Source organism: Cyanobium sp. ATX 6A2, assembly GCF_024346355.1.
Classification (GTDB): Bacteria; Cyanobacteriota; Cyanobacteriia; order PCC-6307; family Cyanobiaceae; genus NIES-981.
Window position 1 is genome coordinate 350,925 of the sequence record NZ_JAGQCU010000001.1, and the last position, 19,220, is coordinate 370,144.

Annotated in this window: 33 protein-coding genes and 1 pseudogene; 12 read left to right on the forward strand and 22 right to left on the reverse strand. The window is 69.7% G+C overall.

All coding sequences use genetic code 11. The features are described from left to right. Nucleotides 1-7: 7 nt before the first annotated feature. The 4 genes from KBY96_RS01800 to KBY96_RS01815 are packed head-to-tail and all read right to left on the reverse strand — an operon-like array spanning nucleotide 8 to nucleotide 3,343. Nucleotides 8-283: a hypothetical protein gene (locus tag KBY96_RS01800; protein ID WP_254977474.1), complete on the reverse strand. Its 276-nt coding sequence runs from the start codon at nucleotides 281-283 to the stop codon at nucleotides 8-10. Between the two features lie 38 nt (nucleotides 284-321). Continuing rightward, the gene (locus KBY96_RS01805; protein ID WP_254977475.1) at nucleotides 322-1,695 is read right to left on the reverse strand and encodes a 1-acyl-sn-glycerol-3-phosphate acyltransferase; all 1,374 of its coding nucleotides are present in this window, start codon (nucleotides 1,693-1,695) and stop codon (nucleotides 322-324) included. Then, nucleotides 1,688-2,515 carry an alpha/beta fold hydrolase gene (locus KBY96_RS01810; protein ID WP_254977476.1) on the reverse strand — a complete coding sequence of 276 codons (828 nt, stop codon included), beginning with the start codon at nucleotides 2,513-2,515 and terminating at the stop codon, nucleotides 1,688-1,690. The genes KBY96_RS01805 and KBY96_RS01810 overlap by 8 nt, the downstream gene beginning before the upstream one ends. A 3-nt stretch (nucleotides 2,516-2,518) precedes the next feature. Further along, entirely contained in the window at nucleotides 2,519-3,343 is an 825-nt protein-coding gene (locus KBY96_RS01815; RefSeq protein ID WP_254977649.1) for an ABC transporter permease, read from the reverse strand. 196 nt (nucleotides 3,344-3,539) lie between these two features. Here KBY96_RS01815 and KBY96_RS01820 point away from each other — a divergent pair. From KBY96_RS01820 to KBY96_RS01830, 3 genes and pseudogenes are all read left to right on the forward strand, one after another. Continuing rightward, nucleotides 3,540-3,869, forward strand: a pseudogene (locus KBY96_RS01820) (nucleotidyltransferase substrate binding protein); the annotation flags it as partial. Between the two features lie 91 nt (nucleotides 3,870-3,960). Beyond that, nucleotides 3,961-4,233 carry a DUF1778 domain-containing protein gene (locus tag KBY96_RS01825; RefSeq protein WP_254977477.1) on the forward strand — a complete coding sequence of 91 codons (273 nt, stop codon included), beginning with the start codon at nucleotides 3,961-3,963 and terminating at the stop codon, nucleotides 4,231-4,233. Continuing rightward, on the forward strand, nucleotides 4,230-4,730 hold the full coding sequence (locus tag KBY96_RS01830; protein ID WP_254977650.1) for a GNAT family N-acetyltransferase: 501 nt from the start codon (nucleotides 4,230-4,232) through the stop codon (nucleotides 4,728-4,730). The genes KBY96_RS01825 and KBY96_RS01830 overlap by 4 nt, the downstream gene beginning before the upstream one ends. A 19-nt stretch (nucleotides 4,731-4,749) precedes the next feature. Here the strand turns inward: KBY96_RS01830 and KBY96_RS01835 are convergent, their stop codons facing one another. Further along, nucleotides 4,750-5,838, reverse strand: coding sequence for an MBL fold metallo-hydrolase (locus KBY96_RS01835; protein ID WP_254977478.1), 1,089 nt, complete (start codon nucleotides 5,836-5,838; stop codon nucleotides 4,750-4,752). A gap of 43 nt (nucleotides 5,839-5,881) precedes the next feature. Then, complete coding sequence (locus KBY96_RS01840) at nucleotides 5,882-6,304, reverse strand: MAPEG family protein (RefSeq protein WP_254977479.1); 423 nt, start codon at nucleotides 6,302-6,304, stop codon at nucleotides 5,882-5,884. Nucleotides 6,305-6,417: 113 nt separating this feature from the next. Between KBY96_RS01840 and KBY96_RS01845 the strand changes: the two genes are divergently transcribed. From KBY96_RS01845 to KBY96_RS01865, 5 genes are read left to right on the forward strand one after another with little or no spacing between them, the layout of a single operon-like run. Continuing rightward, nucleotides 6,418-6,657: a hypothetical protein gene (locus KBY96_RS01845; protein WP_254977480.1), complete on the forward strand. Its 240-nt coding sequence runs from the start codon at nucleotides 6,418-6,420 to the stop codon at nucleotides 6,655-6,657. Beyond that, nucleotides 6,654-7,106, forward strand: a complete 453-nt coding sequence (locus KBY96_RS01850) for a TA system VapC family ribonuclease toxin (RefSeq protein ID WP_254977481.1) — start codon at nucleotides 6,654-6,656, stop codon at nucleotides 7,104-7,106. Before KBY96_RS01845 ends, KBY96_RS01850 begins: the two co-directional genes overlap by 4 nt. A gap of 59 nt (nucleotides 7,107-7,165) precedes the next feature. After that, nucleotides 7,166-7,561 carry a nucleotidyltransferase family protein gene (locus KBY96_RS01855; RefSeq protein ID WP_254977482.1) on the forward strand — a complete coding sequence of 132 codons (396 nt, stop codon included), beginning with the start codon at nucleotides 7,166-7,168 and terminating at the stop codon, nucleotides 7,559-7,561. Continuing rightward, nucleotides 7,548-7,928: a HEPN domain-containing protein gene (locus tag KBY96_RS01860; RefSeq protein ID WP_254977483.1), complete on the forward strand. Its 381-nt coding sequence runs from the start codon at nucleotides 7,548-7,550 to the stop codon at nucleotides 7,926-7,928. Before KBY96_RS01855 ends, KBY96_RS01860 begins: the two co-directional genes overlap by 14 nt. 7 nt (nucleotides 7,929-7,935) lie before the next feature. Beyond that, entirely contained in the window at nucleotides 7,936-8,277 is a 342-nt protein-coding gene (locus KBY96_RS01865; RefSeq protein WP_254977484.1) for a hypothetical protein, read from the forward strand. Nucleotides 8,278-8,495: 218 nt separating this feature from the next. Here the strand turns inward: KBY96_RS01865 and KBY96_RS16485 are convergent, their stop codons facing one another. From KBY96_RS16485 to KBY96_RS01900, 8 genes are all read right to left on the reverse strand, one after another. Next, nucleotides 8,496-8,822, reverse strand: coding sequence for a HigA family addiction module antitoxin (locus KBY96_RS16485; protein WP_396122216.1), 327 nt, complete (start codon nucleotides 8,820-8,822; stop codon nucleotides 8,496-8,498). A gap of 40 nt (nucleotides 8,823-8,862) precedes the next feature. Then, a complete protein-coding gene (locus KBY96_RS01870; RefSeq protein ID WP_315859459.1) occupies nucleotides 8,863-9,144 on the reverse strand; it encodes a type II toxin-antitoxin system RelE/ParE family toxin in 282 nt (93 codons plus the stop codon). 229 nt (nucleotides 9,145-9,373) lie between these two features. Next, on the reverse strand, nucleotides 9,374-9,751 hold the full coding sequence (locus tag KBY96_RS01875; RefSeq protein ID WP_254977485.1) for a type II toxin-antitoxin system VapC family toxin: 378 nt from the start codon (nucleotides 9,749-9,751) through the stop codon (nucleotides 9,374-9,376). Nucleotides 9,752-9,753: 2 nt separating this feature from the next. Next, nucleotides 9,754-9,975 (reverse strand): hypothetical protein, encoded by a 222-nt coding sequence (locus tag KBY96_RS01880; RefSeq protein WP_254977486.1) that lies wholly within the window; start codon nucleotides 9,973-9,975, stop codon nucleotides 9,754-9,756. A 31-nt stretch (nucleotides 9,976-10,006) separates the two neighbouring features. Then, complete coding sequence (locus KBY96_RS01885) at nucleotides 10,007-10,474, reverse strand: TA system VapC family ribonuclease toxin (protein ID WP_254977487.1); 468 nt, start codon at nucleotides 10,472-10,474, stop codon at nucleotides 10,007-10,009. Further along, complete coding sequence (locus tag KBY96_RS01890) at nucleotides 10,474-10,719, reverse strand: CopG family transcriptional regulator (RefSeq protein WP_254977488.1); 246 nt, start codon at nucleotides 10,717-10,719, stop codon at nucleotides 10,474-10,476. The genes KBY96_RS01885 and KBY96_RS01890 overlap by 1 nt, the downstream gene beginning before the upstream one ends. Before the next feature lie 15 nt (nucleotides 10,720-10,734). Beyond that, nucleotides 10,735-11,190: a type II toxin-antitoxin system VapC family toxin gene (locus KBY96_RS01895; protein ID WP_254977489.1), complete on the reverse strand. Its 456-nt coding sequence runs from the start codon at nucleotides 11,188-11,190 to the stop codon at nucleotides 10,735-10,737. Next, on the reverse strand, nucleotides 11,190-11,426 hold the full coding sequence (locus tag KBY96_RS01900; protein WP_254977490.1) for an AbrB/MazE/SpoVT family DNA-binding domain-containing protein: 237 nt from the start codon (nucleotides 11,424-11,426) through the stop codon (nucleotides 11,190-11,192). Before KBY96_RS01900 ends, KBY96_RS01895 begins: the two co-directional genes overlap by 1 nt. A gap of 129 nt (nucleotides 11,427-11,555) precedes the next feature. On the opposite strand from KBY96_RS01900, the gene KBY96_RS01905 reads away from it, so the two are divergent. Beyond that, nucleotides 11,556-11,786, forward strand: coding sequence for a hypothetical protein (locus KBY96_RS01905; protein WP_254977491.1), 231 nt, complete (start codon nucleotides 11,556-11,558; stop codon nucleotides 11,784-11,786). Nucleotides 11,787-11,911: 125 nt separating this feature from the next. Here the strand turns inward: KBY96_RS01905 and KBY96_RS01910 are convergent, their stop codons facing one another. The 6 genes from KBY96_RS01910 to KBY96_RS01935 form a co-directional block, all read right to left on the reverse strand. Beyond that, nucleotides 11,912-12,157: a PIN domain-containing protein gene (locus KBY96_RS01910; RefSeq protein WP_254977492.1), complete on the reverse strand. Its 246-nt coding sequence runs from the start codon at nucleotides 12,155-12,157 to the stop codon at nucleotides 11,912-11,914. Between the two features lie 45 nt (nucleotides 12,158-12,202). After that, the gene (locus KBY96_RS01915; protein ID WP_254977493.1) at nucleotides 12,203-12,406 is read right to left on the reverse strand and encodes a type II toxin-antitoxin system VapB family antitoxin; all 204 of its coding nucleotides are present in this window, start codon (nucleotides 12,404-12,406) and stop codon (nucleotides 12,203-12,205) included. Nucleotides 12,407-12,727: 321 nt separating this feature from the next. Beyond that, nucleotides 12,728-13,102: a type II toxin-antitoxin system VapC family toxin gene (locus KBY96_RS01920; RefSeq protein ID WP_254977494.1), complete on the reverse strand. Its 375-nt coding sequence runs from the start codon at nucleotides 13,100-13,102 to the stop codon at nucleotides 12,728-12,730. A gap of 10 nt (nucleotides 13,103-13,112) precedes the next feature. Continuing rightward, nucleotides 13,113-13,364 (reverse strand): type II toxin-antitoxin system Phd/YefM family antitoxin, encoded by a 252-nt coding sequence (locus tag KBY96_RS01925; RefSeq protein ID WP_254977495.1) that lies wholly within the window; start codon nucleotides 13,362-13,364, stop codon nucleotides 13,113-13,115. Between the two features lie 58 nt (nucleotides 13,365-13,422). Next, nucleotides 13,423-13,827 (reverse strand): type II toxin-antitoxin system VapC family toxin, encoded by a 405-nt coding sequence (locus KBY96_RS01930; protein ID WP_254977496.1) that lies wholly within the window; start codon nucleotides 13,825-13,827, stop codon nucleotides 13,423-13,425. Then, the gene (locus KBY96_RS01935; RefSeq protein WP_254977497.1) at nucleotides 13,824-14,078 is read right to left on the reverse strand and encodes an AbrB/MazE/SpoVT family DNA-binding domain-containing protein; all 255 of its coding nucleotides are present in this window, start codon (nucleotides 14,076-14,078) and stop codon (nucleotides 13,824-13,826) included. Before KBY96_RS01935 ends, KBY96_RS01930 begins: the two co-directional genes overlap by 4 nt. Before the next feature lie 325 nt (nucleotides 14,079-14,403). Between KBY96_RS01935 and KBY96_RS01940 the strand changes: the two genes are divergently transcribed. Together KBY96_RS01940 and KBY96_RS01945 are read left to right on the forward strand one after the other, a co-directional pair. Beyond that, entirely contained in the window at nucleotides 14,404-14,676 is a 273-nt protein-coding gene (locus tag KBY96_RS01940) for an AbrB/MazE/SpoVT family DNA-binding domain-containing protein (protein WP_254977498.1), read from the forward strand. After that, nucleotides 14,673-15,086, forward strand: a complete 414-nt coding sequence (locus KBY96_RS01945; RefSeq protein WP_254977499.1) for a type II toxin-antitoxin system VapC family toxin — start codon at nucleotides 14,673-14,675, stop codon at nucleotides 15,084-15,086. Before KBY96_RS01940 ends, KBY96_RS01945 begins: the two co-directional genes overlap by 4 nt. A 126-nt stretch (nucleotides 15,087-15,212) precedes the next feature. Here the strand turns inward: KBY96_RS01945 and KBY96_RS01950 are convergent, their stop codons facing one another. Continuing rightward, complete coding sequence (locus tag KBY96_RS01950; RefSeq protein ID WP_254977500.1) at nucleotides 15,213-17,075, reverse strand: tetratricopeptide repeat protein; 1,863 nt, start codon at nucleotides 17,073-17,075, stop codon at nucleotides 15,213-15,215. 95 nt (nucleotides 17,076-17,170) lie between these two features. On the opposite strand from KBY96_RS01950, the gene KBY96_RS01955 reads away from it, so the two are divergent. Continuing rightward, the gene (locus KBY96_RS01955; RefSeq protein ID WP_254977501.1) at nucleotides 17,171-17,896 is read left to right on the forward strand and encodes a response regulator transcription factor; all 726 of its coding nucleotides are present in this window, start codon (nucleotides 17,171-17,173) and stop codon (nucleotides 17,894-17,896) included. On the opposite strand, the gene KBY96_RS01960 is transcribed toward KBY96_RS01955, so the two are convergent. Continuing rightward, on the reverse strand, nucleotides 17,821-19,155 hold the full coding sequence (locus tag KBY96_RS01960) for a sensor histidine kinase KdpD (RefSeq protein ID WP_254977502.1): 1,335 nt from the start codon (nucleotides 19,153-19,155) through the stop codon (nucleotides 17,821-17,823). The genes KBY96_RS01955 and KBY96_RS01960 overlap by 76 nt on opposite strands. Between the last annotated feature and the right edge of the window lie 65 nt (nucleotides 19,156-19,220).

A 19,220-nucleotide genomic window follows, 5' to 3' on the forward strand; every position in this document is an offset into this window, starting at 1 on the left:
GGCCGGTTCAGGGCCGAGGCAGCTGGCGCTGCTGAGGGTCACCGCGCAGGCGTGTGGAGAGCCGGCTCCAGAGGTGGGAACTGGTGGAGTTGGGCAGCCACAGGGCCATTGCCAGGGCCAGCAGTTCGAGCAGCACCTGGCGGCCGCCCAGCAGCACCACCGCCAGGGCCACCACGGCGAAGAGTTTGAGCAGCAGACACCACACGTCGTCGCCCTCGCGGCTGGCCCGCCACCAGAAGGCGGTGGCGCTGGTGAGCAACACCAGATCGAGCCACCAGGGCATGGGGCGCTGCCGCGAAGAAGGTGTCTCCCGATTGTGGCTCAGGGCAGGCAGCCGCGCAGGCGCTCCTCCAGCAGGGCGTTGAGGGTGTCGAGCTGGCGGCGGCCGCCGGGCTCGGCCGGCACGGCAATCGGCTCGGCCACCTGCAGCCGGGCATGGCGGCGGCCCAGCTGCGGCCGGGCCGGCAGGGCCCCGCCGGCGAGGCGGGCCAGGCCGTCGTGGAGCAGCAGGGCCACGTCGGCGCAGCGCTCGAAGCTGGGCGCATCCAGATAACCGGCGGAGACGGCCACGAAGGTTTCCACCAGGCGCATGTGGCGCAGCGCCAGGGCGGCCTCCGCCGCGGCCTGGTCGGCCAGGCCGCGCTGCAGGGGCGCCAGCCGGTGGCGGGGCGGCAGGTCTTCGCGGTGGATCCACTGCCAGGCCACCTCCTCGAGGCGACGGCAGCGGTCTGCGGCGGTGCCGGCGGCGCGCACGCCCAGGCGGATCTCCGCCAGCCGCAGCACCCGCTCGCGCAGGGCGTCGATGCGCCCATCACAGCCGGTCCGCTCGTCGCTGGCCTCACCGCTGGCCTCCCCACCAGCCCCGCCGCTGTCGCCAAATCGGCCGTAGAAGGCCTCCAGGGCCACCAGCAACTGCTCACCCAGGCGCAGCAGCCGCTGCCGGCAGCGCTGCGGTGTCGGCAGCGCCGCCGGGCCGGCTGGGGCAGCCAGCGGCGCCAGCCCCATCTGGGCTTCCAGCTGCCCCAGCAGCCGCTCAAGCCGCGGCCAGGGGGCGGCGGGATAGCGGTAGTGGATGCCGATCGGCACGATCCACACGGCCTCGGAGCGGCCGGCGCGGCGCAGGTCGTCGCGGCACCAGAGGGCCAGCCGGGCGCTGCCGGGCTCCAGGGGCCCGAGGCAATCCCCCAGCCCGTTGGTGGCCCCCTCCGGCGCCACGGCAAAGGGGAAGGGGCCGTTGCGCATCAGCTCACGGGCCTGGCGCAGGGCGCTCCAGTCGGGCTGGCGGCCACGCCGCAGCGACACCCCGCCCAGGGCGGAGAGCAACCAGCCCAGGGGGCGGCCGGCCCACAGGGGCATGCCGCGGTCGTAGAGGAAGTGCACCGGCTGGGGCCGCAGCGCCGGCGGCAGACCGCGCGAGAGCAGCCACAGGCCACAGAGGGGATCATCCACGGCGCTGTGGCGGAAGGCCAGCAGCAGGCGGCAGCGCCCCTGGCGGAACTGCTCCAGCAGCGCCACCAGCCCCTTGCCGTTGTGCAGCTCCAGGTGGGTGATGCCCGCCGGCAGCCAGTGCACCAGCCGCCAGCGCAGCACCAGGGGGAGCAGGGCATGCACCAGGCGCAGCACCAGCGGCCGGTAGGCGGGCCGGATCGGCGCCAGCGGCGGTTGCAGCCGATCGGTGCGGTGGCGCTCAGCCATGGGCCCGCAGCCAGGCCAGCAGGTGGGCGATCACGGCGCCGCTCTCGCGGTCGTCGAGGAGCTCATGGAGGCTGTCGTCGTAGAGCGTCAAGGTGACATCGGGCGGCTGCCGGTCCCCCTCCTGGAGGGCGAGCACGTAGCGGCGCACGGCCGCGGCGCTGATCACCCCATCGGCGCTGCTCTGCAGCACCAGCAACGGCAGGGGGAAGTGGGGGGCGGCCGCCATCAGGGCCCGGCTGCGCCGCTGCCAGGCCACGGCCAGCCGGGCCGAGCAGCGGTTGTGGCGCAGGGGATCGGCGGCGATCCGCTCGCACGCCGCCGGATCGTGGGCCGCCGCCTCCAGGCTGATGCCGGTGGCCAGGGTGATGCCCGGCCAGAGGCGGGCCAGCAGCTGCGCCAGCAGCAGCCGCAAGCGCAGCGGCCCGGTGGGCTCCACCGCCAGGGCCGGGTTGCTCACCACCACCCCGCGCAGGCGACCCGCCCGGCGCGGGGTGGCATCGAGCACGATGGCGGCGCCGAGGCTGTGGCCGAGCAGGAAGCAGGGCAGCCCCGGGGCCTCCCGCTGGGCCCGCTCCAGCAGCTGATCCACGGCGTCGCCCAGCGCCTCCCAGCTGCCCACATCGCCGCGGCGGCCGGGGGAGCGGCCGTGGCCGGGCAGATCCACGGCGCAGAGGATCAGGCCCTCGGCCGTGAGCGCCGCGGCCAGGGCCGCGAAGCTGCCCCCGTGGCTGCCGATGCCGTGCACCAGCGCCAGCACCGCCCAGGGCGCCGGGCCGGCGGCGGGAGGCCGCCAGCAGTGCAGGGCGAGGGGAGCGGTCATGGTTCAGCGGGCGGCGCGGGAGGCGCGGCTGGAACCGCTCAGCCAGCTCTCCAGCCCCTCGCCCAGAAACGACAGCCCCAGCACCAGCACGAACATCGCCAGCCCTGGATAGAGGGCGGTCCACCAGATGCCGGTGGGCAGGGCGGTGAGGGCCTGCTGGAGGTCGCCGCCCCACTCGGGGATGGTTTCCGGCAGGCCCAGGCCCAGGAACCCCAGGCCGCCGAGCACCAGCACGGCGTCGGCGGCGTTGAGGGTGAGCAGCACCGGCACCGAGGTGATCACGTTGCGGAACAGGTAGCGGCGCAGGATCCACCCCGGCCCCGCCCCGAGCGACTGGGCGGCCTCCACGTAGAGCTCGGCCTTCACCTGGGCGCTCTGGTTGCGCACCACGCGGAAGTACTGGGGGATGTACACCACGCAGAGGGCGGCGGCGGCGTTGGGCAGGCCGCGCCCAAGCAGGAAGGCCAGCACCACCGAGAGCAGCAGCACCGGCAGGGTGTAGAGGGTGTCCATCAGCAGCACCAGCAGGCGGTCGACCAAGCCGCCCAGGTAGCCGCTCGCCATGCCGAGCGGCACGCCGATCACCAGCGCCACCACCAGGGCCAGCACCACCACCTGCAGGGCCACGCCGCTGGCCGCCAATGTGCGCACGCACACGTCGCGGCCGAGGCGGTCGGTGCCGCACCAGTGGGCGGGCGAGGGGGCGGCGTAGATGGGGTTGTCGAGGCCGGCGTTGGGATCGGGCAGCACACCCAGGTGCACCAGCAGCGGCGTGAGCAGCGCCACCAGCACGTAGGCCGTCACGATGATCACGCCCCAGCGGGCCATGCGCGCCGAGAGGGTGGCGGGGGGGCGGCGCCACCAGGAGCGGGCGGGCGCTGAACCCGGGGACGGCGGACCCGGCGGCGGTGAGACGGACATCAGGCCGCAGGGAGGCTGGGGTGCCGATCCTGGCAAGGGGGCCGGACCGCAGCAACGTGACAGGACAACCACGATGATGGGCGGCGCAGCGGCGGCGGGGTGCATGGAAGCCGATGTGCGCTGGCGACAGCGGTTTTCGAACGACTGCCGGGCACTCGAGCAGCTGGAGACGTTTTTCGAGCCCCCGGATCCGAATGAGCGGGAGGAGCAGGAACTGATCAAGGCTTTCGAATCCACCTTCGAGCTGGCCTTAAACACCCTCCGCGACCTGCTCAGCAGCGAAGGGGTGGCCGATCTGATCGGCTCTCGGGACACCTTGCGGACGGCCTTCCGCGTGGGCCTGATCGAGGACCGAAACCTCACCAGCCACACCGATCACCGCGCCACCGCCCGCGAGATTGGAGCCCCCATCGCCGAGCGCTATCTGCACTGCGTTCAGGCCCTGGCAGGTGGATCTCTCGCCCCAGATCAGCTCCAGCCATGTAGACAACGTCTACAGTCAGCAGGGATTCACGCTTGCCGGCATGGCCGTACCCCCTCGTCTGAGCTGGAATCTGCGCGTCAGCACCGAGGATCAGGATCTGATCGATCGGGCGGTGGCAGCCTCCGGCAAGACCCGCACGTCGTTCGTGCTGGAGGCCGCCAGGCGAGCTGCTGTGGACACCCTGGTGGAACAGTCGTGGCTGCAGGTGGCTCCGGAACGGCTGACAGCCTTCCTCGAGTGCCTGGATGCGCCTCCCCAGCCCAATCCGCGCCTGCGCGCCACCCTGACGGCGGAGCCTCCCTGGCAGGGGTGAGTCGGCTCTGTCCCCCCGAGACCCTCGGGGATCAGCATCAGCTGGGTCTGTTCAGCTGCGGCGATGCCCAGCTCGATGGATGGCTTCGGCACAGGTCCCTGGCGAACCAGCGCAGCGGCGCCACGCGAACGTTCGTGGTCTGCCGTGAGGAGCGGCAGGTGGTGGGCTTTGTGGCCCTGGCTTCAGGGGGCGTTGAGGCCCAGCTCACGCCGGGGCGATTCCGGCGCAACATGCCCAACCCCATTCCGGTCGTGATCCTCGCCAGGCTTGGAGTGGATTGCAGCATGCAGGGCCGGGGCCTGGCGAGGGCGCTGGTGGCAGACGCCTGCCGGCGGGTGCTGCTGGCGAGCGAGCAGATCGGTGTCCGCGGTGTACTGGTGCAGGCGGCCAGCACGGAAGCCCGCAATCTCTATCTCCATCTCGGCTTTGAGCCGTCCCCGCTCGACTCGATGGTGCTGATGGTGCGGCTGGCGGATCTACAAGCCGTTCTCGCCTGAGCCTGTGGCCTGCCCCTGCTCACACCCCGTTCCAGATCAGCTCCAGCCAGCGGTCGCCCTTGAATAGGCCCTGGCCCCAGGTGGCCTCGAGATCGGCCAGGGGCCGGGCCTCGAGCACCTGGGGCAGGGTGAAGCCCTGGGTTTTGAGGGCGGCGAGCCGGCCCTGCACGGTGGCGAGCATGGCGCGGTAGGTGGCGAGTTCGCTGCGGCTGCCCACCGGGCCGTGGCCGGGGATGATGCGGGTGTCGTCGCCGGCCAGCAGCAGCACCCGGTCCACCCCGGCGATGGCGCCGGCCAGGGTGGCGCCGTGGCGGGTGTCGATGAACGGATACATGCCGTTGAACCACACGTCGGCGGCGTGGATCACATCGGCGTTGCGGAAGCGCACGATCAGATCGCCGTCGGTGTGGGCGGCGGGCAGGTGCTGGAGGTCGATGGTTTCGCCGTTGAGGCGTAGGCGCAGGTCGCGCTCGAAGGTGATCGGCGGCAGGTTGGCCGGCGCGGCCGGCGGGGTCACCAGCTCGAAGGCTTCGAGCATGGAGCCCTCCGCTAGGCGGCGGTGGGTGTTCTCGTGGGCCACGATCAGGGCACCTGTGGCCACGAAGCCGGCGTTGCCGTCGGTGTGGTCGGCGTGGAAGTGGGTGTTCACCAGCAGGCGCGGGGCGGGCACGGCGGGGGCCGCGGATGGGGCGGGCGCGGCGGCAGGGGATGCGGCTGGCTTGGCAGGCGCGGGGGGCGACGGTGGCGCGGGGGGCGACGGTGGCGACGCCGCCGCAGGAGTGGCCAGCGCGGCGATGGCGGCCCGGATCGGCTCAGCCTGGCGGGCGAAGCCGGCGTCCACCAGCAGGATGCCGTCGGGGCCGCTGAGCACGCCGATGTTGCCACCCTCGTTGGTGATCACCCCCACCGCCCCGCGCACCACCGCCGAGGTCACAGCCTTGGGATCGGCCTTGGGCTCAGCTGCGGGAGTGGGGGCTGGCTCTGCGGCGGCCTCGGCGGGAGCTCCGGGAGCGGCGGGAGTCTGCGCCCGGGCCGGCCACCAGTCGAGCAGGCCGAGCAGCAGCGCCAGCGCCAGAACCAGGGCGGCAAGACGGGGAAGGCGGGGCATGGCGGCAGGCGGCAGCAACCCCAGGATGACGCGCCGCTGGGCCTCAGGCGGTGAGGGCGTTGAGCACACCCGCCAGGGCCACCAGCCACAGGGCCACGCCGGCCAGCAAAGAGATCCCGAAGCCCGGCCCGCGCTTCTCGGGCGCCTGCAGGTAGCCGACGGCGTAGGCCACCCGGGCCCCCACCCAGATGAAGCCCAGCAGGCTGGCCCACGACTCACTGGCAAACAGGGCCGCCAGCCACAGCGAGGGCAGGAAGAACACCAGCTGCTCGAGGGTGTTCTGCTGCACCCGCAGGGCGCGCAGGAAGGGTTCGGGGCCGTCGCTGGCCGGCGGCTTGATGCCATGGCGGAAGCGGGCCCGGCCCACCAGCATCACGGTGGCCAGGTAGAGCAGCAGGGCCAGCAGCGTGACCAGCGCCGGCAGGGCCGGCACCAGCGGAGGCAGCACGGGCAGGGGGATGGGCATGGCGGATGGGCATTCAGGCCCAGCATGCCGGCAGCTGGCGGGGCAGCGGCAAGCCCAGCCACAGATGCGCATTAAAATGCGCATCTCATGCCCGTCAGGGGCCAGCAATCGCGATGCGCACCACCCTCGATCTGCCAGATCCGCTGTTCGCGAGGCTCAAGGCACGGGCGGCGCACGAACGCATCTCGCTCAAGCGGTTGCTCCACCTGTTCGTGGAACAGGGCCTGGATCAACCGTCATCCGCCAGCGCCGGACGTCGTTCCGCAGCAACACTGCCCAGGGTGGAGGGGCCACTGACGATCCCTCCCCATCAGCTCAGCAACGCCGGCCTGGCGGCCCTTCTGGAGGAATGAGCCCCGGCACCAGCGATGGCCCAGCCAGCGATCTCCCCGACCTGAACGTGTGGCTGGCGCTCACCTGCACAGGCCATGGCCATCACCAGAAGGCGGTGCGCTACTGGGAGGAGCTGGCCGCAGGCGAGGTGCGGTTCTGCACGGTCACTGCCCTCGGGCTGGTGCGTCTGCTGTCTCAGCCCAGGGTGATGGGAGAGCTGGTTCACACGCCAGCGCAGGCCGCGGCGGTGCTGAAGGAGCTGGCAGGCCAGCCCGGGGTGTCCTTCAGCGAAGCGGAAGGGCGTGCCTGGGATGTGTTTCACGCCCTGGTGCGGGAACCAGGCCTGAGTCATCGGCAGTGCACCGATGCCCATCTGGCCTCTCTGGCCATCGGCGAGGGCCTTCGGCTGGTGACCTTCGACCGGGGATTCAACCGGTTTGCTGGGCTGACCTGGCTGCAGCTGGATTGAGCCAGGAGCCCCGCGAGCCAGGCGCAGCCGTGAACAACGGAGGCCCTAGCGTTGAGGCCATGGCCACCGCCACCCTGCCCTGGATGCAACCTCGGCCGCTGCCGGCGCAGGTGGACCTGGGCCCGGGCCTGGAGCCCGCGCCGCTCACGGCCGCCCTGGGCCGGCTCTGCGCAGTGCCGGGCGTGCGGGCGGTGATGGCGTTCGGCTCCCGAGGCCGCGGCGAGGCCCACAGCGAATCCGACCTCGACCTGGCGGTGATCTGCGCCGAGCCCCGGCTTACGCCCCTGCAGAAGCGCAGCCGCTGGCGGCAGTGCCGGCAGGCGCTCGGGCTGCTGGGACGCGACGTGGACCTGGTGGTGCAGGGCCAGGCCGATGCTGAGCGGCTGGCGGGGTCGCGCTGGCACGTGATGGGCGATGTGGCGCGCGAGGGGCGGGTGCTGTATGTCGCCGGCTGAGGACGCGGCCCTGCTGCTGGCGATCGTGGGGCGCCACCTCACGACGCTGCGGCTGGCCCTGGATCCCGCCTACCCGGAGGAAGACTGGGGTTTCACCGCCCAGCAGGCGGTGGAGAAGATCCTCAAGGCCTGGATCGTGCTGGCCGACCGACAGCCTCCCCGCCGCCACGACCTTGACGAACTGGCTGAGCTGGCAGCGCTGGAGCTGGATCCGGCTCTGCGAGAGCTGCAGACCTACGCCGTGGAAGCCCGCTACGAGGAGGGGCCGTTCCCCCTCCCGGCCCCGCGGCAGGAGCTGCTGAAAGAGATCGAGCGGCTGCTGGCCGACTGCCAGGCTGCGGTGGAGGCTGAGGGCAGAGGTGGGTAGGCGCTCGATGAACCCCGAATGGGAAGCGGTGCGCGAGCTGCTCGACGACGACGTCCTCGCTTCCCTGCTGGACATCTCCACCCCCAGCCTGCGGCGATACGCGAAGGGAGAGCGTCGGTGCCCCGATCTGGTGGCAGCCAGGCTGCACTGGCTGGCCCTGGTGATCGATCAGCTGGAGGGCACTACCAACAGCTACGGCATCCGGCGCTGGTTCCAGCGTCCCCGCTGCGCCCTGGGGGGCCAGGCACCGCAGGATTGCCTCACAGGAGCCTGGGATCCCGACGACGACGCGATCCGAGCGATCTTCGAGCTGGCGCAGTCGGCCCGCATCGGCATGGTGGCCAGCTGAAGCGTGCCGGAAGGCTTGCCGCCTCTATCGCTCAATAGCGCGCGTCCTCCCTGATCTGCCTGAGCAGCGCAGCGGCATCACTGCCGTCATGAAGGGATCGCCGGATGTCCGTCAGCAGCAGCAGGTGCCGATAGAACTCGCGGGCCGCGGCATTTTTGACATGCACCAGAAGCCCCCCGGCAGCCGATCTCCAATAGCAGGCATTGGTCGCATCCTAGTCAGCAGACTAACTCAGAGGGCTGTGATGGTGCGGAGTAGGGTGTAACCCGTGTCTCGAGCCTGCTCAATTCTCGATCTTTCTTTCGAGCGTCATAGCTGATCTGCATCCTGCGCCAGAAGCCCCGTTTTAACCCTAAGTACTTACAGAGAACTGCATCAGCCTCATCGGTAATCGCACGCTTTCCTCGAAGGATCTCGCCAACCTGAGTCTGACCCAGGCCCGTGTCCTTGCAGAGCCGATAAACGCTGATGCCCATAGGCTCAAGGAATTCTTCCTTGAGAACCTCCCCAGGGCTGATCGGCTTTCGACTATCGGCATGGGCCATGTGACGAGCGGCGAGAGAGAGAAGAACTCAGCGAAGGGAGTCAATGATAGTCCACGATCTCTACATTCTCAGGACCTGAATCATTCCAACGAAAGCAGATCCTCCATTGATCGTTGATCCGGATGGAATACTGGCCTTCTCGATCACCATGCAGCTTCTCAAGACGGTTGCCCGGTGGAACCCTGAGATCGTCAAGGCAACTGGCAGCGTCAAGGATGACCAGCTTCCGTTCAGCCGCCAGAAGGATGCTGTTGAACCTGAGGGGTGAACCCCCTTTGAGGATCGAAGCCGTGTGCTTACAGCCGTAGGACTGGATCGGCACAGATGGGCGCTACTCAGAAGAGTGTACTACCGCGAGGCGAGAGTGTCGAGCTCCACCATCCCCTCCAGCGCCTCCCCCAGCGAACGCCTCGGGGTTGCCTGAGATCCAGCCCGGTTGGCCGAAGCCCACGAGCAACGGATGGAGTGGCACAGCCATGCCGCCACCGCCCACCCTGCTGATCGCGCGCGAGGTGGGCTTCGTGCTCAAGGAGGGGGCGGCGGCGGGCTGATCAGCCGGGCAGGAGCTGGATCGGACATTCGGGGCCAGGGGCAGCCGCCAGGCGACGATCGGCCGTGAGCAGAGGACAGCCGAGGGCTTCGGCCAGGGACACATAGGTGGCGTCGTAGGCGCTGAGGTTGTGGCGCAACCGCCAGATTCTCGCCAGCAAGGGACGATGGCCACTGCGCCGGATACCCATGGCCTGGAAGGCCGCCAGACAGCGCTCGACCTCGCCCTCAGCCAGGGTGCCGGCCCGGCTGAGGCGCCTGACCACCGACATCACCTCCACATCCAGGAGATGGGGCGCGTGAATCACAGCCGTGGCCAGCACCTGGCGTGCCGGGCCCTTGTGCACCAGGGCCGCCACCACAGCCGACGCATCAGCCACGATCACCGGTCCTGCCGGCCAGCCGCCAGGGCATCGGTGATGGCTGAGGTGGGCACGGGCAGGTCGGGCAGAGCGTCGAGGAGGGAGGCGTTGTCGGCACGGCGGGACGCCTCGATCAGCTCCCGCACGGCAAAGACACTCACCGGCAAGCCCGCCAGGGCGGCAAGGCGCTCCAGGCGCCGCACGGCGTCGTCGGGAACATTGCGCAGGTAGAGGGTGCGCATGGGACCGATCACCTGCTAGCAGAATGCAAGCCTAGGGCAAGCATCTCAGCACGGCTTCGGCGTCGGAGACATCAATGCTTGCCAGGTTGGCCGTGCTGGCTCCACGCACGATGTCCAACCTGATGCGCTGATCAAAGCTTACGAACCGGCCACCATGGGCTACGGCGAGTGCGAGCAGATAGCTGTCGGTGATCTGTCGAGGCCCCAGGAGCCGCTCCCAGCGGATCAAGCCGGGATCCAGCAGGCTGATCGGATCGGGCCAGAAGGCGTGGCTGGGGTGGCTGCAGGCCTCCGCAAGGCGCCTGGCCACCACGGCCACAGGTTGGTGGTTGGGATAGGCAGGCTGCGACAGGATCCGAACCACGCCGTTCTCCGTGATCGGGCAGGTGGCCCAGCCATCGTCAATCTCACGCTCCATCCAACGGCGGGCAGCGGCGTGCATCACATGCCCCGGATCCAGAAGCGCGATGATCACGTTGATGTCGAGCAGGGCCCGCATCAAACGCCTGTCTGATCACGAAGCTGGTCGATCAGGTCGTTGGTCACCAAGTCGGCGCCAGCAGCGTGGAACGGGCGAAATCCCGCGACAGGCTTCGGCTCGGCGTCCACCCCCGGATCGCTCCCGCCCGACAACGCGGATCGCAACAGCCGCGAGACCACCTTGCCGGCCGAAAGCCCCTGCCTCCTGGCCAGCTCCTTGGCCGCGGCCAGCACGTCGTCTTCGATGTCCAGCGTAGTACGCATCATAACACCGTAGCATCAACGCATCAGCCCAAGGCCGCCCTGAAGCGGAGCCTCCGGCGTGATCAGCTGCAGCCCGGGAAACGCCTGCCGGTAGCGCCGGGCGTCGCGCGTCAGCAGCAGGCAGCGTTCGATCAGGGCATGGGCGCCGATCAGAACGTCCGGCAGGATCATCCGGCGGCTGCCTCCTCTGGCGCGGTAGCTGGCATGGGCACGGGCTGCGAGAAAGGCAGCTTCTCTGGGTATCGGCCAGTAGGCGTAGAGGTGGCGGGGCAGCACCTCCTCCACCGCCTCGATCCGCTCATAGGCAAACGCCACCTCGCCGTAGATGAGCGGATTGATCGCCACCGGGCCGGCGATCAGGCAGCGCCGCAGCTGCTCGGCGCTCCAGGATTCCCACTGCGGGTCTGCGGTGATCACATCAAGCAGCACGCAGGAATCCACCATCACCGCGGCGCCGCCGGCGATGGCCATCAGGGCTCGCCGCGGCAGAGCGCCAGGATGGCCTCGGTGCTCAGGCCCGGACGGGGCCGGTGGGCCCGCAACCGCTTCAGGGCCTCCTCGCCCCGCTGCTCGGCCTGGCCCTCCGCCTTCTCCAGCACCACCTGCCCGTCCACCAGCCGGAACTGCACCTCACAGTTGGGATGGAGGCCGGCCCGCTCACGGATGGCCTGGGGAATCGTGACCTGCCCCTTGCTGGTGATTCGCATACCGATCCGTCATGGCCCAGTAAGAATCTTACAGGCGACAGCGGCGTGATCCCGAAGACAACTGCATGGTTTCAACCCCCCTCAGCGGGCGTCGCTTGATTGGAGCCGCGTGTTCCGTTTTTGGAAACCATGTTTGTGATCGAAGCGCTGCATCCCGACGGATGGCGCCCCCAGGGCAGGGCCAACCTGGAGTACTGGGCGTATCAGGAAGCGCAGACACGCTGCTGCTCCGACGGCCGCAACTACCGGATCGTCAACGAAGACAGCAACGAGATCGTCGCCCTGATCAACACCAGCAGCTGCAGAACCAACGTGCAGCCTGCTGCTGAGCGTCAGCGCAGTGCTGCGGGGGGTGCGTAGGCGCTCAACGAGGGCAAGATCGGCAGCCTGGCGGATCGCCATCAGAGTTGAGGAGCCTCCGCATCGAGGGAGCGTGAGCCAGGCATCCATCACCAGAAGCCCACAGTCGGACATCGACCTGCTGCTCACCGCAGCGTCCATAACCGGACATCCACGTGCTGAGAAGCCGCATGGAAGTCTTGATCCGTTGTGAGCAGCGTCAGGTCGTAGCGCTGGCAAAGCTGAATGAGCAGGGCATCAATGGTGCCGATCTGGACACCCCGGCGGCGGCAGGCATTGCGGATGTCGGCGGCTGCGATGTGATCCTGCTTATCGGGCTGAAGAAAAGCGAGCACGGAGAGCGCCCACCTCAGGCGCGTCCAGCTGGCCATCACGGCGAAACGCCAGGGACCACACCGACGTATCGACCAGCAGACTCACCGCTGGCGCTCACGTTCGGCCTTGTAGTCGTAGCTGGGATCCCACTCGAGCTTGCCGAAGAGCTCCGCCACCTGGCGCTGTTCCCGGCGCGCGATGAACTCCTGCAGGGCGCGGGTGACGGCGGCTTTCTTGGTGGGCTCACCGCTCACACGGAAGGCGTGATCGAGCAGGGCCTGATCGAGAGCGAGAGTCGTGGCCATGTGTGACCTCATGGTGAGGTGACTACACATTTTATGGCCTTCGCCCTCGCTGAGGGGTCAGACAAGACATGGCAGCAGTGACGTGACCCAGATCGAGTACGGCACCGAGCTGGTGAAGCGGATGGTGGGCCCTCGACGGCACGAAGCAACCGGCGCTGGCATCGATCAGATCCGCCTCACCAGCAGATTGGTGTCGAGAGCGACGGGAAGGCTCATCAGAGCTGGGCAGTCTCCGTATAGCGGGCAGGGATTGATCGGGCTGATGCTGGTTTCGCTGAAGTGGCGTGTGTTGCGGGTGGCCAGCTGTGCGCCCCGGGCCACTCAGGCGCGATGCAGGGCCAGGCTGTAGCGCGGCCAGTGGGCATCTGAGGAGACGGCCATCAGGCCCTCAAGGCGCGCCTGGGCGATCAGCAGCCGGTCGAAGGGGTCGTCGTGGATGCCGGGCAGCCGGCCCGTTTCAATCACATGGGCATCGCTGATCGGCAAGAGCGTGGCGCCGGCACTGAGACCGCCATCGCGGAAGGTGACCGGATCGAGCGGCAGCTTGCCCAGGCGATGCTTGATCGCCACCTCCCACACACTCGCCACCGACAGCACGCAGACGTGCGATGTCATCAGTTCCCGGGTATCAGCTCGCAGCCGCTGATCACCCAGCAGCCACCAGATCAGAACCTGGGTATCGAGCAACAGACGCATGAGGGGCCGATCAGGCTTCCATCAGCCGGCCCACCTCGGCCTCGGCAGCTGGGCTGAAGGCCGCGTCAATGGCAGCGGGTTCGAGCTCTGAATGGGCGGCAGCCAGGGCCCCGAAGTGCTTGAGCCCCGGGGGGGCCGCCGCGCAGGGGACCAGCCGCACCTGGGGCTCACCGTGGCTGGCGATGATCACCTCCTCGCCGGCCACAGCCGCCTTCACCAGCCGGGAAAGCTGGCTTTTGGCTTCCAGCATGTTCACCTGCATGGGCCTCCGTGGAGCACTTGGCCAAGCTAGCCAGGGCAGACCGTGATTCAGCTGACCTTCAAGGCTCGAGAACGTTGGGCCTGAGGGAGAGCTCGGCTGCCTGGCGGACCAGGGAGCGGTCGAAACTGATCAGAGCCTCGCAACCCTCGCTGCGGGCCAGGTGGAGGGCATCGGCGAAGTCCACCCCCTGCCGGTGCCACTCCAGGACGCGGCGCACCAATTCCTCCTGCTCCAGGTGCACCTGGCGGATCGCCATCAGCCCCTCGAAGGCACGAATCACCACGTCGCGCGGCAGTTTGTAGGCGCCGCGCAACACCCACTCCAACTCCAGCACCACGGTGATCGGCACAAAGCAACCGGCGCTGGCATCGATCAGATCCGCCACTTTCGCGGCCTGCTGAGGTTCGTCATTGGTGAGAAGCCTCACCAACAGATTGGTGTCGAGCGCGATGGGAAGGCTCATCTGAGCTGAGGAGCCTCCGCATAGAGAGCAGGATCCATCCGCTCAAGGGGCACGGGAGGCCCTGCATAGCCTGAGCAGCCGATCAGCTCACGGGCCGAGGAGGTTTTGCCCATCACCTGGGGGGTGAGGCGGAGCCCATCAGCCTCGATGCTCAGGGCGAGGCGATCGCCAGCCTGCAGACCGAGCAGCCTACGCAGGCGAGCCGGGATCACCAGCTGGCCCTTGGAGGACAAGGTGAGCAAGGCATCCATCGGCAGAAACCAAAGCTGACTTACCAGTGTAAGGCAAGAACCCCGGAAACAGAGGGAGGATGGCCATGCTGCGAACCTGCTGACCTCGATGCCAGGCGGTAGCGCCGGGCGTCGCGGGTGAGCAACGGGCAGCGTTCGATCAGGGCATGGGCGCCGATCAGAAAGTCCGGCAGGGTCATCAGGCGACTGCCTCCTCTGGCATGACCAGCCCGGGCGCACTCGATCGAGGAGCTGCTGGATGCGTCCATCCGCCGCTTGCGGCGCAAGCTCGAGCTGCCAGTAAGGACAAATTGCCTTACCATCGAAGGGTCGCAAGCGATCTGCCGTGCCAACCCTCACCGTGACCAGCAAGGGGCAGGTCACCCTGCGCAAGGAGCTGCTCGGGCACCTGGGCGTGAGCCCTGGTCAGAGGGTGGACGTGGAGGTGCTTCCGGGCGGCCGCATCCAGATCCAGGCGGAACGCCCCCCGGGCACGATCGAAGCCTTCATCGGGCTTCTGGCCGGCCAAACCGACCGCACAGCCACGCTGGAGGAACTCGATGCGGCCGCCGCCGAGGGCTGGGCGGGTGGCTGTGCTGGAACAGTTCAGGCCCCATGAAGATCACGGCCGACACAAATCTGCTGGTGCGGGCAGTCGTTCAGGACGACCGACACCAGGCTCGGCTGGCCGTGGATCTGCTGCGACAGGCCGAATTGATCGCCGTGCCGGTGCCGGTGCTCTGCGAATTCGTGTGGGTGCTGCGGCGGGTGTATGGATTCACGGCACAGCACTGCATCGCCGCCATCGAGGCCCTGATGTGCTCTCCTCCGGTGAGGCTCGATCGCCCCTGCGTGGAGGTGGGCCTGGCGATCCTGGCCGCCGGGGGTGACTTTGCCGATGGGGTGATCGCCCATGGGGGGCGTTGGCTCGGCGGGGAAAGGCTGGCGACCTTCGATCGCCAGGCTGCCGCTCTGCTGGAAGCGCAAGGCGAGCCAACCATGCTGCTGAACGGATCGACGCGGGGCTGATCCAGACGGTGCGCGGCGTGGGCTTCGTGCTCTAGGTGCACCTGGTGGATCGCCATCAGCCCCTCGAAGGCACGAAGGTGATGAGGCGATGGCGCCAGCGCAGCCATGCGGGTGGTAGGTAGGCGCTCAGCTGAAGGAGCCGCTGGCCTCGCCGGCCATCCCCTCCAGCGCCTCCCCCAGCGCCCGGGCCAGATCGGCACCATCAAACAGCGGCCCCGCCAGGGCCCGCCGCTGGCGCTCGGCCCGCCCGGCGCGCAGGGCCGGAAGATCGGCCGTGAGTTCGCGGGCGATCGCCGCAAAGGCTTCGGGGGTGTGGGCGATCCAGCCGGGCTCGCCGAAGCCCGCCAGCACGGCGGTGCTCATGCGGCCGGCGAAGGTGTTGCCGCGGATCGCCACCAGGGGCGTGCCCATGGCCAGCGCCTCGAAGGCGGTGGTGGCGCTGCTCCAGGGGGTGGCGTCGAGGGCCAGATCGATGCGGTTGTAGGCGGCCATGTGGTCGGCCCAGTGGGCGGCCCAGCCCTCGAAGCGCACCCGCGCGGGATCCACGCCGGCGGCTTCCAGAGCGCCGGTGATGCGCGCGCGCACCTGGGGATCGGCAGTGTGGCGGTGCTTCACCAGCAGCTGGGCCTGGGGCACCGCCCGTAGCGCCGCGGCCCAGTAGGCCAGCGTTTCGGGCCCGAGCTTGGCCACCTGGTTGCAGGAGCCGAACACCAGCGGCTCAGCGGCCGGCACTGACGCGGCTTGCGGGAGGTCGTGGGGCGGGGTGTAGGCCGCCCAGGGGCGCGGCAGCCGCCAGATGCGCTCACTGAACTGGGGCTCCAGCTCCGGCGGCAGCAGGGCCGCATCGGCGATGAACCAGTCGAGCGTGGGCAGGTGGGTGCTGGCGTGGAAGCCCACCCAGTGGCACTGCACCGGCGCCAGGCGCTCGGCCAGCAGCGGCAGGCCGCTGGCGGTGGTGAAGCCCGAGGTTTCCACGATCACCTGGTAGCCGCGCTCGCGGATCAGGGCGCGGCGCGCAGCCAGGTCGGCCTGGGGCAGCAGCAGGGCGTGGTGGGCGAGGGCCCGCAGGCTGCGGTTGCGCTCCTCCCAGCGCGGCTGGGTTTCGATCAGCTCCAGCTGGAGGCGGGTGCGGTTGTGGTGACGCAGCAACGACTCCAGGAAATGCGCCACCGGGTGATTCCCCAGCTCGGCGGTGAGGAGGCCCACCCGCAGGGGGCTGCGGGGCGTGGCCGGCAAACCGGCCGAGACCGCCGCGTCGATGCCATAGCCCAGGCTCTGCCAGTGCGCCAGGCCCACCGCTCGCCGCCGCTCCAGCCAGGCTGCCCCGGCGGTGGAGGCGGCAAACAGAAAGGCTTCGCGCAGGTGCGAATCCTGAGGTGCTTCTCCAAGCAGCGCCTCGAGCTGGCGTAGGCCACCCTCCGCATCCCCGCCCCGATGAAGCGCAAGGGCCGCCTCGATGCGAGGGCCGAGGGCGTGCGGCTCCAGCCGCGCCAGCGCCGCCTGGTGCTCCGCAGCCTCGCCGAGCCGGCCCTGCTGGTGCAGCAGGGTGGCGAGGCTGCGGTGGGCCTCCACCAGCTGCGGATCGGCGGTGAGCGCGGCCTCCAGCGCGGCGATGGCGTCGGCAGGTTGCTCCAGTTCGGCGTAAGCCAGGCCCAGCTCCAGCAGCCGCAGGGGCTGATCGGGGGCAAAGGCCAGGGCCAGGCCGGCCTGCAGCACCACCTGCTCAAAACACCCCTGTGCGGCCTGCTGGTCCCCTCGCTGGCGCTGGATCTGGCCCATGGCAATCAGAGGCCTTGCATCTGAGGGGTCGGCCTCCAGGGCCCGCTCAAACCAGGCGATGGCGTCGGCCCAGCGGCCAGCGGCCCGCAGCACCTGGCCCTGCAGGGCCGCCACCGCCGAGGCGGGCTGCTGCTGCCAGAGCCGGATCAGCAGCGCTTCCGCCCCGGCCAGATCCCCCTGGCCGAAGGCCTGCAAGGCCTGGTTGAGCATGAAAGGTGGCCACCGTCACCCCCACACTGCCCTGGCCACGGCCAACGGGAATGCCGCCAACAGGTGGGAACACCGAACTCAGTGAGAATGCAGAGATGCTCACCCCGCCCACGCTGCTGATCGTCGACGACGACCCGGAGCTGCGCCGGTTTCTACAGGGCGAGCTGGCGGCCGAGGGCTATGGCGTGGAAACGGCCCGCACGGGCCAGGAGGCGCTCACCCGCATCCGCGCTGGCGACCTGGAGCTGGTGCTGCTCGACTGGACGCTGCCGGACTTCAGCGGCCTGGAGGTGTGCCGGCGCATGCGGGCGGGTGGCATCACCACGCCGGTGCTGATGCTCACGGCCCGCGACGCGGTGAGCGAGCGGGTGAAGGCCCTCGATGCCGGCGCCGACGACTACCTCACCAAGCCGTTCTCGATCGAGGAGCTGCTGGCGCGGGTGCGGGCGCGGCTGCGGCGCAACGGCGCGGCTGGCGAAGAGGCCAGCGAGCTGCTGCAGTTCGCCGACCTCACGGTGAACACCGCCGCGCGGGAGGTGCGCAGGGGCGGGCGTGAGATCCAGCTCACCGTGCGCGAATACGCCTTGCTGCTGCAGCTGCTGCGCCAGCCCAACCGGGTGCAGGAACGGCTCAGCCTGCTGCATGCGGTGTGGGGCGAGCCGTTCGTGGGCGACGACAACCTGCTGGATGTGTACATCCGCTACCTGCGCCGCAAGCTCGAGCAGCCCGGCGAGGCCAAGCTGATTCACACCGTGCGCGGCGTGGGCTTCATGCTCAAAGACTCGGGCTCGGCACCGGAGCAGGCCGGCAACAACAGCTGAAAGTCGGCCCCGCCGCCGGGGGCGTCGGCCACCTGGGCCGATCCGCCCATGCGCTCCATCAGCAGCCGCACCATCGCCAGGCCGATGCCGCTGCCACTCACGGCAGCCAGCGGAGCAGCCGAACCGCGGAGGAACAGCGCGAAGATTCCCTCCCGCTCCTCCAGCGCCACGCCGGGGCCCCGGTCGCGCACGTGCAGCACCACCACCTCGCCCTGGCGCTCCACCGCCAGCTCCACCGGCGTGGACGGCGGGGCGTATTTGAGGGCGTTCTCCACCAGGTTGGTGAGGCACTGGCCGAGGCGGTCGGAGTCGGCCCGCACCCGCAGCTCGGCCTCAGGTTCCGGGGCCAGCAGCCGCAGCCGGCCGGCGGCCAGGGATTCCAGGCGCTCGTAGGCCGCCAGCAGCGCATCGCCGGCATCGAGAGGCGCGAGTTGCAGCTCCAGACGGTCGCCGTCGCAGCGGGCCAGATCGAGCAGGTCGCGCACCAGCCGGGTCATGCGGTTGGCCTCGCTGGTGATGGCCCGACCGGCCTGAAGCAGCGGGGCGGCCGGAGCGTCTGGCGCCGTACTCGCCAGCAGCCGCTCCAGCCGCTGGGCGTTGCCGCTGATCAGGGTGAGGGGGGTGCGCAGCTCGTGGGCCACGCCGTCGATGAAGGTGCGCTGCTGCTCGCGGCTCTCCACCAGGCGCAGCTGCTGGGCATTGAAGGCATTCGCGATCGGGCGCAGCTCCGCCGGCTGCTCGGCCACCACCACCCGCTCGGCCTGGGCGGCATCGGGGTCGGCGGCGGCAAGGGCCCGGCTGAGCACCTCCAGGGGCTCCAGCAGACCAGCGCGCAGCACCGGCCGCAGCAGGGTGCTGGTCACCAGGCTGGAGAAGCCCGCCACCGCCAGCAGCAGCCACTGGCCACGGCGCTCGGCCGCCAGGGTGGCGGTGATGTTCTGGCGCACCTCCAGCCCGCTCTGGGCACACACCAGCCAGCGCTGCTCGCCGATCCGCTCGATGCGGGGACGCAGCGGGCTGGAGGGGGAAACCCGCCGCACCTCATTGCCACCGGGCAGGCGCAGCGCTCCGCCCACGGGCAGCTCCAGACGGCCGGAATCGAGCTCCTGGCGCACCGCCGCCACCAGTTCATCGTGGGCGGCGCGGCGCTGCAGCACCTGTAGGCCCTGGTTGAGCAGCAGCAGCACGCCATAGCCAGCCAGCACCGCCAGGAAGGTGGTGCTCTGCAGGCGCTCGCGCAGGGAGCGGGGGGGGCTCATGTGCGCAGGCTATGGCTGCAGGGCTGGGGGGAGAGCATCTCAGCAACTTTTCAGCGAGCCCTTGC